Here is a 12,177-nt window from a genome sequence, read left to right as displayed (position 1 = left end):
TGACTATGAACAGGATTGATATGGTGTTCAATGATTTGCGGGAGAAAGGCAGCAAAGCGCTTATTACCTACATCACAGCCGGGGATCCCAATCTTGGTGCCACTGCCGACTTGATCATTGAAATGGAAAAGGCGGGGGCGGATATCATCGAGCTGGGCATACCCTATTCCGACCCTCTGGCTGATGGGCCGGTCATTCAGAGGGCCTCGGCGAGGGCGCTCAATAATGGCATAAAAATAGCCGATATAATGAACATGGTAAGGTCAGTCAGGCAGGCCACACAGATTCCTCTGATATACCTGGTCTATTATAACTCGGTATTTAAATACGGTATAGATAGGTTTGTGAAAGAAGCACACGATGTTGGCATAGATGGAATTATAATTCCTGACCTGCCTTTGGAGGAGAGGGGAGAGGTTTTTGACATAACAAAACAATACGGCATACACCTTATCCCACTCGTTGCGCCTACATCCCATCAGCGAATCCCGAAGATTGTTGAAAACGCAGGCGGGTTTGTGTACTGCGTTTCCACAACCGGTGTTACCGGGGAAAGGGACGAGATTCAAACCAACATAAAGGACTATATGGAAGAGGTGTCAAGATATACAGATATGCCCAAAGCCATAGGGTTTGGTATATCAAACCCGGACATGGCATCGCAGCTTAAGGACTACTGTGACGGCATAATCATAGGTAGCGCCATAGTATCGCTGATAGAGAAGGCAGCCAGCAGAGATGAAATGCTCGACAGCGTATACCGTTTTATAAGAGGTGTTAAGCGAGTTTTGTGATGCTTTAAAAGACATGATAATTATCTTTAAAAATCAGCTTGCGGTTTGGGGTGTGTAATGGGCTGCTTTTTCATTGAGCCTTTATTAAACCACATAAAAAGAGGCCAAATGAAAAGCGTAACATTATTGGGTGCAGCAGCGTACAATAACTTGACAAAAAAATGTATGAGTACTATCCTTAAGATGATAAATTAGGTTGTATAAAATACTGAGGAGCTGAGAAGTTATGTCGGACAAGATGGTCAATGCCCAGGGCTTGACCGAGGAGGAATTTTTAAGGCAATATGATCCAGATAAATATGCTACCAGCAACCCCGCGCTGACGGTGGATATGCTGCTTTTTACATTGCAGGACGATGAAAAAACTGACGTAGCCGGAGTACCTCCTAAGCATGTAGAGGTGCTGATGATAAAGAGGGGCGACCACCCTTTCATGGGCAGATGGGCTCTTCCCGGAGGATTTGTCAGCCGCAATGAAGATCCGGAAGATGCGGCCCTGCGTGAGCTCAAGGAGGAAACAGGTATAGATGAGATCTATATGGAACAGCTCTATACCTGGGGCGCGCCTGGGCGGGACCCGCGCACCCATGTGGTTAGCGTTTCATACATGGCGCTGGTTGATAGTTCAAAGCTGAAGGTCAAAGCTGGGGATGATGCCAGCGACGCCAGATGGTTTAAAGTAAGCCTTGAGGTTTTGACCAAGGAGAAAGATGTCATTGAAAACGGCTACGCTGAGAGAGTTAAATACAGGCTTGTGCTTTGCGATGGCCAAGAGGAATTGTATGGCGTAGTGGAAGTTATAAAAAGCATTGAGAAAGGCATTGTCAAGACAAAATACAGGCTTGTTGAAACGCAGGGCATTGCCTTCGATCACGCTGTCATAATTACTTACGGCTTGCTGAAGCTCAGAAGAGATGTTTGGCTTACGCCTGTTGTTTTCAGCATTTTGCCCAAATGTTTTACCATGTTGCAGCTTAAGGGAGCTTATGAGGCCATATTGAATACGACGTTTGGGATGGACGAATTTGTCGAAAAGATCGTGAGGACGGGTATGGTCATCGAAGTTAAAAACGGAGATGCACGTACATACGCTGAGAAAGATAAATTGTATATGTTCAATCCCGAATGGGATTGTGATGGTGTTATATAAAAATCCTATGCGCTAGGAGATGAAGAAGTTGGTTAGGATTGATTGGAAGGAAAAGAAGAACCTCACCATGCTCACCGACTTTTATGAGCTTACCATGTCCAACGGCTATTTTGAGCATGGGCTTAAGGACACGATAGCATATTTTGATATGTTTTTCAGGAAAGTGCCCGACGGTGGCGGCTTTGCCATCATGGCGGGGGTTGAACAGCTGATTGAATACTTAAAAAATCTGCGCTTTACGCCTGAGGACATAGAATACCTCCGCAGCAAGAAGATGTTCAGCGAAGAGTTTTTAAAATATCTTGAAAATTTCAAGTTTGAGTGCGATGTATGGGCAATTCCTGAGGGTACGCCCATATTCCCCAATGAGCCCATTGTAACGGTTGTAGGGCCGGTCATCCAGGCACAGTTTGTCGAAACCATGGTGCTTCTAACGATAAACCATCAGAGCTTAATCGCTACCAAAGCCAACCGTATCGTACGAGCAGCGCAGGGAAGGCCGGTTATGGAGTTTGGTTCCCGTCGGGCGCAGAGCTACGATGGGGCGGTGCTGGGCGCCAGAGCCGCCTATATAGGTGGATGTGTGGGCACTGCCTGCACTATAGCTGAAAGGGATTTTGGAGTGCCTGCCGTGGGGACCATGGCCCACAGTTGGGTGCAGATGTTTCCGTCGGAAGTGGAGGCATTTCGTGCATATGCAAGGACATATCCCGATAAATGCGTACTGCTGGTGGACACATACAACGTATTGAAGAGCGGCGTGCCAAACGCTATTAAAGTATTTAAGGAAGAGATAGTCCCCAGAGGCTACAGGCCTCAGGGTATACGGATAGACAGCGGTGATATCGCATATCTGTCCAAAAAAGCGCGGCAGATGCTTGACGAAGCTGGGTTTAAGGATTGCAAGATCATCGCTTCAAGCTCGCTGGATGAATATATCATCAGGGATTTACTGCAGCAAGGGGCTGCCGTTGATGCCTTTGGGGTGGGTGAAAAACTCATTACCTCCAGCAGCGACCCGGTGTTTGGAGGAGTATATAAGCTGGTAGCAGTACAGCAAAACGGGAGAATTATACCAAAGATAAAGATAAGCGAAAATGTTGAGAAGATAACCAATCCAGGCTTCAAGCAGGTGTACAGGTTGTATGATAGAGAGACCGGTAAAGCCATTGCCGACGTGATTACTCTACACGACGAAGTGATAGATGATACTCAGCCGTACGAGATCTTTGACCCAATACACACCTGGAAGCGAAAAACAGTTACAAACTTTTTCGCACGGAAGCTTCTCGTTAAGATATTTGATAAGGGCAAGTGTATATATAAGAGCCCTGATATTCATAGCATAAGGAAATACTGTCAGGAACAGGTAAATACGCTGTGGCCAGAGGTATTGAGGTTCGAAAATCCTCACAATTATTACGTGGACCTCTCTAAGCCCTTGTGGAATTTGAAGCAGGAGTTGCTCAATAAATACGGTAATATATAAAGTATGCTTGAATGGGTATTGGTTGATTTGTGCTATCTATACCAGGCGTAATTTCTAAAGACGGACATTAAAAACATTTAGGGGATGCGTATCGATAAAGGGAATTAAGATATATTGAAATAGAAAGGGGGAGTAAGGCACATTGCCTGCTGACTCTTAGCTTGTAAACGATAAAGCAGGCGTGTGCCTGATTTAGATGAAAATACTGGTTACACCGACGTCTTTTAATCGAGAAGTGTGTCCTGAGGCATGGCACATGCTAGAACAGTTTGCTAGCGAGATTGTCTGTAACCCCTATAACCGCCCGTTGATGGCCGATGAGCTTATCCCACTGCTTGAAGGCGTTGACGGATATATAGCGGGTGTGGATGATGTTTCCGCTAGGGTGATAGATAAGGCGCCTTCTACCCTTAAGGTGATTTCGAGGTATGGAGTTGGATATGACCAGGTGGATATCAAGGCCTGCGGACAACGGGGAATCGTGGTTACGAATACGCCTGGGGCCAATGCTGAATCGGTGGCAGATTTAGCGTTTGGGCTCATGCTTTCAGTTGCAAGACAGATTCCATATGCTGATGAACAGACAAAGAGGGGCGGTTGGCCGCGCATAACAGGCCTTGAGTTGTACGGAAAGACCCTTGGAATTATAGGTTTGGGGGCCATAGGTAAGGGTGTGGCAAGGCGAGCAAAGGGTTTTTCTATGAGGGTGCTAGCATATGACCCGGCGATAGATGAGGCTTTTTGTAGGCAATACGGGGTTGAAATTTCCTCCTTCGAAGAGGTATTGTCAAAGTCCGATTTTATATCGCTGCATTTACCACTCAAAGACGAGACCAAGCACATCATCAATTCAAACACCATCTCCATGATGAAGGATGGTGCTATTTTGATCAATACAGCACGAGGTGGACTGGTGGACGAACAGGCGGTGTATCAGGCTTTGAAGGCGGGCAAATTAAGGGGATTTGGCACGGATGTGTTTGAGGTTGAACCTCCAGGGAAATCGCCGCTGTTTGAGTTTAAAAACGTTGTGGTAACACCCCATATGGGCTCAAGCACGGTGGAGGCAATAAACGCCATGGCCAATCTGGCAGTCAAAAACCTCATCGATGTTTTGACCGGAAAGGAGTGTCCCTACATAGTAAACCGTGAATATTTAAAGATAGTATGAAAATAGTATGAAATTGGATTTTCTGATACGCCCATGCAAGAAGTGCATGGGCATTTATTTTTTGGCTTTAAGCTCCACTTGATATATCGAATGCCGTCGAATTTCCGATGATAAAAGATATTGACACTGTTACAATACCGTGTTAGTGTAATAGTGTACCAGTTCACCGATACACTATCAAGTACTGCTGGCTGTTGTATAAGACTATGGAGACTGAAATGGTTATTTTTATAAGATGGTAGAATCGATGACATGAGGGGGAAAATCACTGTGAAGTTGAAGAGGGCTGCCTTGAATATCGTCATTGACCCCGATGCTCCCATACCTATTTATATGCAAATCATAATTCAAATAAAGGGTCTGATTGCAAGCAAGGTCCTTGCACCCGGCGATAAGTTACCTTCTGTGAGAAAGCTCAGCCGTCAGCTGGGGGTAAATCCCAATACTGTGGCGCGGGCATATCAGGAACTAGAACGAGAGGGTATTATACGTACAACTCGTGGAATCGGGGCGTTTGTTGGCAAACCAACTCTTAAAGTTTCAGCACAGCAGCGTTCAGAGTTCATGAGCAGGATATTGGATTATCTGTTTACTGAGGCGTACCATCTCCAGTACAGCAAAGAGGAGCTTTACTCTATGTTCATGCAGCGGCTTGAGCAGTGGAATCCGGATAAAAGCTGCTGAATCTACAAGCCGGACACCTAAGAATGATGAGGGGGTCATAGTGTGGTTGAGATAAAGGAAGTTAAGACACGAAAGGATTTGAAGCAATTCGTCTATTTCCCTTATAAGCTGTATGCGGGGAACAAATACTGGGTTCCGCCTCTTGTAATGGATGAGATGAATACCCTCCGCCGGGATAAAAATCCCGCTTTTGAGTACTGTGAAGCCAGGTACTGGCTGGCGCTTAAGGATGGTGAAGTCGTAGGGCGAATTGCCGGCATTATAAATTACAAATACATAGAGAAGTGGGGGCAAAAGAATGCACGATTTGGGTGGATAGATTTTATAGATGACCCTGAGGTATCAAAGGCTTTGCTTGCAACTGTGGAGGATTGGGCAAGGGAAAAGGGGATGACAGGCCTGCATGGGCCTCTGGGTTTTTGCGATCTTGACAGGGAGGGTATGCTGGTAGAAGGTTTTGATGAGATGGGCACTTTTACTACTATTTATAATTATCCATATTATCCAGTTCATTTAGAGAATAACGGTTACGTTAAAGACGTGGACTGGTTGGAATACGAATTGGAGGTTCCGCCGCAGTTACCTGATGTTATACAAAGGGCTTCACAAGACGCTTTGAGGAGGTTTAACCTTAAGGTACTGGACGCCAAAAAACCAAAAGATTTCCTTCCTTATGTCAAGGGTATTTTTGCGCTTTTAAACGAAGCATATAAGGACCTGTATGGAGTGGTACCATTGACCGATATGCAGATACAGCTGTACACCAAGCAGTACTTTGGCTTTATAAATCCGGACTATGTAAAGGTGATTCTGGATCAAAATGATGAGGTAGTGGCATTTGGCATCGCATTTCCATCTTTGACGCAGGCGATGAGGAAAACAAATGGAAGGCTTTTGCCCTTTGGATTCATACACATTTTGAAAGCTTTAAAGAAGAATGATACCATCGATTTGTGTCTAGTAGCGGTAAAACCTGAACTGCAGGGCAAGGGCGTGAATGCCATTTTGATGAGCGAGATTCACAAGGAATGCATCAAAAACGGCATAGTCAAAGCGGAATGCAATCCCCAGCTGGAATCTAATGTGAAGGTTCGATCTCAGTGGAGACATTTTAACTTTAGGCAACACAAGCGGAGAAGGTGCTACATAAAGTACCTTTAATGATAACCAGGAAAAAGCTCCTGGCGAAAATGACTGGTTTGGATACCAGCTTCGCCAGGGGCAAATTGTTTATGCTATATTATAGCTTAAATGCCTTTTCGATCTCAGCTACCTGTTCATCATTGATGGTCACTAGCTCTCCCAAGTCCTTGGCTGCTATGATGGCCTTGGCGCTGTATTCGGCTACCTCCAGCCTGTCGAAGGCATTGAGCAGGCTACTTCCGGTTACGATGACGCAGTCGTTTTCCACCAACACCACCGACGTTTCCTTGGAGAATGCATCTGCTGTCATCTCGGGCTGCATGAAGGTACACCCAAAGGGCAGTTTTGGTATGTTGCGCAACATTATGTAGCTCTCGGGTATGGTCTTGGTTTCAAAGTTCTCATCTGTGACGGCAAAGGCCATGATGTTTGGCGGGTGCGCAATGAGCACCGAATTGATGTGAGGATGCTTGTCATATATAGCCTTGTGCAGCAGCACTGAACGACTGGGGTTTTTCCCTGCTTCCTTCCATCCGTTTTCAATGCGTACCAGGTCTTCCTCTTGGAGATACTTTCTATCCAGTCCATAGGGCGTGATTATGAAGGAACCGTCGCTCAGCCTTTGAGAGAATGTACCCTGCGTGCTGGTGAAAAGCTGTTGGTCATAAGCGCGGTGTATGAGCTGGCACATGTTCCGCCTGGCTTCCCTTTCTTCGCTGCTAAACCTTTTGGGAATGAATTCGTTCAGCGTGACATCCTGCTTGTTTTTGGATATTTCAATGTGTCTATCGGTTAAGCTCCTGGGGTTCCCAAGCCTTCGGGCTTTTAGTTCAAGCTTTGCGCAAAAATCCAGGGTTTCAAAGGCCATAAATGCTTCAAACAGGTTTTTGCCACCCGTCACCACCCCGTGATTTTCGAGTATAACGGTTTTAAAGCCCTTTTCGAATTGGGCCGCAATCTTTTTACCCAGGTCTCTGCTCCCTGGCAGGCCGTATTCCGCTATTCCGACCTGGCCACATATCAGATGTACGTTGGGTATGAGCCTTGTGTTTGGTATTTGACGCACTATGCTGAAGGCTACAAGCGCAGGTGGATGGGCATGAATTATGGCCTTTATATCAGGCCTTTTCTGATAGATCATCTCGTGAAAAGGGAGCTCAACTGAAGGTTTGTGGATTCCTTCTATGCTCCCATCAGGCTTTACGCGAATTATGTCATTTCGGCGCAGTGAGCCTTTGTCAATTCCGCTGGGAGTGATCCATATATCGCCATTGTCGTCAAGGATTGATATGTTGCCACCCGATGTGGTGGTCATACCGTAGCGATATATTCTCTCCATGATCATCACTATTTGATCCGCTGGATGCAATAGTTCGAATTTCAAGGTTTTGGCCTCCTTTTTCTTAAGACTACTTTTTCTGTTAAAATTGGTGCTTGATTTTGCTGAAAACTCAATTCGGTCAAATAATAACGAAAAGGGGTATTAAACTCCCCTTTTCGTTTGATTATGTTTTATTTTGTTGCTAAAACCTTTTTCAGTCTTGCAAACCTTGGCAATCCGTTTTCGAAAGGCGGTCTGGATTCACCTTGGATGAGCGGCATAGCGTACTTGATGAACTCTTCAGTGACGCCGTTTCCGTCCTTGTTTATCCATTCGCGCGGTACCTTCTTCTCTACGTTGGCAACATCAGTTAGGTTGACCAATTTGATGTTGCACTTATATTCGGGCCCTTCTGCCCTCTCAAATGCTATCATCTTATCGGTAATGCCCTGTACCGCGTACTGTACAGCGGCCTGTCCTGCAAGGTAAGCTTCGTTTACGTCAGTCAGTGAAGCGATATGGGCTGCACATCTTTGAAGCAGGCTGAATTCAATGCCACGCACTTTAGCTCCGGTTTTCTCCTTCAATATTCCTGCCAGGGTAGCCGCAAGGCCGCCCAATTGAACGTGCCCGAATGCGTCCGTGTGTTTGTGCAGTGCGGGACCGTATTCAAAGATGTATTTTCCGTCTTTGTCTCTTACTCCCTCAGATACGGCCACAATGATGTTTTTCTTTTTCTCGTATACCGACATTACTTCGTCTATGAATTTGTCGATGTCAAATGGTATCTCTGGTAAGTATATGAGATCCGGGCCATATCCCTGTACGCCTGCAAGAGCCGATGCCGCGGTAAGCCAACCTGCGTTTCTACCCATTATCTCCAGCACCGTGATCATTTTTGTGTCGTATGCCCTTACATCGAGATAAATCTCCATCGTGGAAGTTGCTATATATTTAGCTGCGCTGCCGTAGCCCGGACAATGGTCGGTACCCCACAGGTCGTTGTCTATAGTTTTGGGTACACCCATTACCCTGCACTCATAGCCTACTTTTTGCATATACTTGCTTATCTTATTGCAGGTATCCATGGAGTCGTTGCCGCCGTTGTAGAAGAAATACCGTATGTTGTATTTTTTGAATATCTCCAGCAGCTTTTTGTATTCGGTATCATCCTCATCGGGGTCTTTAAGCTTGTAACGTACAGAACCCAGTAAGGATGAAGGAGTGGTTTTGAGCAATTCTAGCTCATATGGGTCCTCTTTGCTCATATCGTAGAATTTTTCATTTAATATACCCTGTATGCCGTGGGCTGCTCCATAGACTGCTGTTATACAGTCTTGCTTTAACGCCTCTTGAATTACCCCTGCCGCAGTGGCGTTGATTACTGCAGTAGGCCCACCTGATTGACCAAGAATACAAGCTCCTTTTAATTCACCCATTTGTAAACCTCCCTTTTTAAGCTTTAATATTAATTTATGTTAATATTTTGTTATGTACCCGTCTAATATTTCATTATACCTTATAAAATATACCATATTTGATTTTGAAAAGCAATTTTTATAGACAAAAATATAACAAATTGCTTTGAGTCAATTTGAAGTTACAGGATTTGGAAGTCAAATTTTGAAATTAACCTTGATTTTGACAGGGAATGTGATAAAATTAATGTGATTAAAAATTTCGCTATAGATCAAAATAAAAAATAAAAAAGAAGGAGTTGTTGCATTATGCCATTGGTAACGTCAAAGAAGATGTTTGAAAAGGCCTATGAAGGTGGTTATGCTATTGGCGCGTTCAATGTAAACAATATGGAAATCATTCAAGGTATCACCGAAGCTGCAAAAGAGGTCAATGCTCCGCTTATTCTGCAGGTGTCTGCCGGTGCGCGAAAGTATGCTAAACATACATATCTCATGAAGCTTATCGAGGCTGCGCTTATTGAAACTGACCTCCCAATTTGTGTGCATCTTGACCACGGAGACAGCTTTGAGCTTTGCAAAGCCTGTATCGATGGCGGATTCACCTCGGTCATGATCGACGGTTCGCACCTTCCCTTTGAGGAGAACATCGCTTTGACCAAGAAGGTAGTCGATTACGCCCATGAGAGAGGCGTGGTTGTAGAAGGCGAGCTGGGAAGGCTTGCTGGAATTGAAGATGCCGTAAATGTGTCTGAGGAGGAAGCCTTTTTTACTGATCCTGACCAGGCTGCTGAATTCGTTGAAAGGACAGGGGTTGACTCTCTGGCGGTTGCTATAGGTACAAGCCATGGGGCGTACAAGTTTAAGGGCGAGCCGAAGTTGAGATTTGACATCCTTGAGGAGATTCAAAAGAGGCTTCCGGGATTTCCCATCGTTCTGCATGGCGCTTCTTCGGTGATACCGGAATTTGTAGAGAAGATCAACAAGTACGGCGGACAGATGCCGGGAGCAAAGGGCGTACCCGAAGATATGCTGAGGAAAGCTGCTTCGATGGCCGTATGCAAGATTAATATCGATTCCGACTTGAGGCTGGCAATGACGGCTACTATCAGGGAGCATTTTGCCAAGGATCCCAGCAACTTTGACCCGAGGAAGTACTTAGGGCCAGCCAGGGAGGCCATTAAAGAACTTGTAAAGCATAAGCTGGTAAATGTTTTGGGTTGCGCTGGAAAAGCAGACGAAGTGATGAACGGCTAACGGGATACTGCAGATTGCCCAGTTAAAAAATGTAAGCTATTTAAGGCTCCTCATAAATACACTGTTTAGTGAGGGGCCTTGCTTTTTTTATGCTCGGCATTCCATTTACTGAGTAAAGAGAGATTAAGAAAAAGGCGGCACCGGTTATTGTAGCCAGGGCTAGCGATACGATGAGGGAGAGGCCGGCATGCGCGGACAGGTTAAAAACACATCGCCCCAATGAAGCCATGACAGTAGCGGCAAAGCCAGGTTTCAAAAACCACTCCACCCATTTTATTTGAAGCTTGGTAAGCTTTCTGACTGCGGTAAAATTAAGCATGAATACTGCAATGCTTCTTAGGTTAAAGCCAATGATGAAGCCGTATATTCTTAAAGGTGGACAGGAGACGAGGAAATAGGTACAGCAGACCTGAATAATTCCTCCTATAAACAGGTTCAGGGTTGAGCGTTTTTGTCTGTCAAGGCCGTTTAGAACGGCGCTTAAAGTGTGTTGAAGGGCGTGAAAGACCATGCTCAATGTAAGGGGTGCCAGCAATTGCCCTACCTGTGGTTGATTATACAGCGCTATTCCGATGGGCTGCCCGAGGGAGAACAGCAGAGCAGCGGCCGGAAAAGCGACGAGAGAGGTCAACTGGATGGCGCGCGAAATATTATTGCGTATGGATGGCCAGTCGCCAAGCGCCATCTCCTCCGAGAGGTGGGGGATTATGACCGTAGATAGGGCATTGGTAATGGTAAAGGGCATGTGAAGCAGCGGCAGTACCATACCAGATACTATGCCAAATAACGACACCGCCTGGCTGTTTGTCATGCCGCTGGCCATCAAGCGTTGTGGGATTAAGACGGTGTTGGTAGAGTTTATCAAGGTGATTATAAGCCTGGTAGACGTTATAGGGATGGCAATGTTAATAATGCTCTTGATTAAGGGAAAAAGGGATGAGGTTCTGACATTTCCCTTTAGTTCTTTGATGGAGTAATAGTAGCGGGTGTGGAGATATAACAAGCTGGCAAGCTCTCCCATGACAACGCCAAATACCATCAAGATAGCGGCTTCTTCGTAGTCCTGGGGGTTCAGCCACAGTAGCAGAATTATGACTGTCGTAATGCGGACTAGCTGTTCTAATATTTCAGCCAAGGCAGAGTGATGGGTGTGCTTTATGCCGTAGAAATATCCTTTAAATGTGGCACCCATGCCGATTATGATGATGCAAGGGAAGAGAATGAATAGAGGTATGCGGGTGCGAGGGTCTTTTAATATGGTGTGGGTAATCCAGTTGACGTTTGTCAGGATTAATGCAGAAAGGATTGTGCCCAGCACCATCACTATCAATATGGCTGCAGGTACGATCTTCTTAAGTTCTCCATGGTGCCCTGTAGCGTCGCTGGAAGCCACCAACCGCGAGACGGCCACCGGTATACCGGATGTCGTCAAAGCCAGGGCAATGGTATAGGGTGGAAATATTAGTTGGTATACCCCCATGCCTTCAGGTCCCAGCAGCCGGCTCAACATTATTTGATATATAAATCCGATGAGTCGAACCAGGACATTTGCGCTAGCTAAGATGAACGTTCCATACAGCATAGAACGGGGATTTATCTTCAATTTGCCATTCCCCCGATTCAATTAGGATTCTGATTTCATGATATTCACCTCCATCCTCAAGTAGAAGTAGTCATGGTTTTTTGTGTAGCATACTTTGTTTGGACTTATAGCCTAGTGAAGTGGGATTTGGGGGCCGGTGCGAAGTGG

Annotated in this window: 10 protein-coding genes; 7 read left to right on the top strand and 3 right to left on the bottom strand. The window is 45.6% G+C overall.

The genetic code is table 11. The features are described 5' to 3' along the window. Positions 1-5 precede the first annotated feature (5 nt). The 6 genes from trpA to BM241_RS01210 all read left to right on the top strand — a co-directional run bounded on the left by trpA (position 6) and on the right by BM241_RS01210 (position 6,449). Positions 6-794, top strand: a complete 789-nt coding sequence (gene trpA, locus BM241_RS01235) for a tryptophan synthase subunit alpha (protein WP_025746941.1) — start codon at positions 6-8, stop codon at positions 792-794. A 226-nt stretch (positions 795-1,020) separates the two neighbouring features. After that, positions 1,021-1,944 (top strand): NUDIX hydrolase, encoded by a 924-nt coding sequence (locus BM241_RS01230; protein ID WP_025746940.1) that lies wholly within the window; start codon positions 1,021-1,023, stop codon positions 1,942-1,944. Between the two features lie 28 nt (positions 1,945-1,972). Next, a complete protein-coding gene (locus tag BM241_RS01225; protein WP_025746939.1) occupies positions 1,973-3,433 on the top strand; it encodes a nicotinate phosphoribosyltransferase in 1,461 nt (486 codons plus the stop codon). 196 nt (positions 3,434-3,629) lie between these two features. Beyond that, entirely contained in the window at positions 3,630-4,604 is a 975-nt protein-coding gene (locus BM241_RS01220) for a phosphoglycerate dehydrogenase (RefSeq protein WP_177206057.1), read from the top strand. A 270-nt stretch (positions 4,605-4,874) separates the two neighbouring features. After that, positions 4,875-5,288: a GntR family transcriptional regulator gene (locus tag BM241_RS01215; protein ID WP_207637332.1), complete on the top strand. Its 414-nt coding sequence runs from the start codon at positions 4,875-4,877 to the stop codon at positions 5,286-5,288. A 42-nt stretch (positions 5,289-5,330) separates the two neighbouring features. Beyond that, the gene (locus BM241_RS01210; RefSeq protein WP_092281855.1) at positions 5,331-6,449 is read left to right on the top strand and encodes a GNAT family N-acetyltransferase; all 1,119 of its coding nucleotides are present in this window, start codon (positions 5,331-5,333) and stop codon (positions 6,447-6,449) included. A gap of 79 nt (positions 6,450-6,528) precedes the next feature. On the opposite strand, the gene BM241_RS01205 is transcribed toward BM241_RS01210, so the two are convergent. After that, positions 6,529-7,815: a class II aldolase/adducin family protein gene (locus BM241_RS01205; protein WP_092281854.1), complete on the bottom strand. Its 1,287-nt coding sequence runs from the start codon at positions 7,813-7,815 to the stop codon at positions 6,529-6,531. A 128-nt stretch (positions 7,816-7,943) separates the two neighbouring features. Further along, positions 7,944-9,191 (bottom strand): 6-phosphofructokinase, encoded by a 1,248-nt coding sequence (locus BM241_RS01200; RefSeq protein WP_025746934.1) that lies wholly within the window; start codon positions 9,189-9,191, stop codon positions 7,944-7,946. A 288-nt stretch (positions 9,192-9,479) separates the two neighbouring features. Here BM241_RS01200 and fba point away from each other — a divergent pair, with 288 nt between their 5' ends. Continuing rightward, entirely contained in the window at positions 9,480-10,427 is a 948-nt protein-coding gene (fba, locus tag BM241_RS01195; protein ID WP_025746933.1) for a class II fructose-1,6-bisphosphate aldolase, read from the top strand. Between the two features lie 40 nt (positions 10,428-10,467). Here fba and spoVB read toward each other — a convergent pair whose 3' ends face one another. Next, positions 10,468-12,030 carry a stage V sporulation protein B gene (spoVB, locus tag BM241_RS01190; protein ID WP_025746932.1) on the bottom strand — a complete coding sequence of 521 codons (1,563 nt, stop codon included), beginning with the start codon at positions 12,028-12,030 and terminating at the stop codon, positions 10,468-10,470. Between the last annotated feature and the right edge of the window lie 147 nt (positions 12,031-12,177).

Origin of the sequence: Caldicoprobacter faecalis, from assembly GCF_900115765.1 — a bacterium.
Taxonomy (GTDB): domain Bacteria; phylum Bacillota; class Clostridia; order Caldicoprobacterales; family Caldicoprobacteraceae; genus Caldicoprobacter; species Caldicoprobacter oshimai.
Note: the sequence above shows the minus strand (reverse complement) of the source record. Positions and strands in the feature narration are given on the sequence as shown.

Bases quoted from the DNA above. Each gene is read 5' to 3' on its own strand.
- BM241_RS01200 (WP_025746934.1), bottom strand. From the start codon at position 9,191: ATGGGTGAATTAAAAGGAGCTTGTATTCTTGGTCAATCAGGTGGGCCT.
- BM241_RS01230 (WP_025746940.1), top strand. From the start codon at position 1,021: ATGTCGGACAAGATGGTCAATGCCCAGGGCTTGACCGAGGAGGAATTT.
- fba (WP_025746933.1), top strand. From the start codon at position 9,480: ATGCCATTGGTAACGTCAAAGAAGATGTTTGAAAAGGCCTATGAAGGT.
- trpA (WP_025746941.1), top strand. From the start codon at position 6: ATGAACAGGATTGATATGGTGTTCAATGATTTGCGGGAGAAAGGCAGC.
- BM241_RS01220 (WP_177206057.1), top strand. From the start codon at position 3,630: ATGAAAATACTGGTTACACCGACGTCTTTTAATCGAGAAGTGTGTCCT.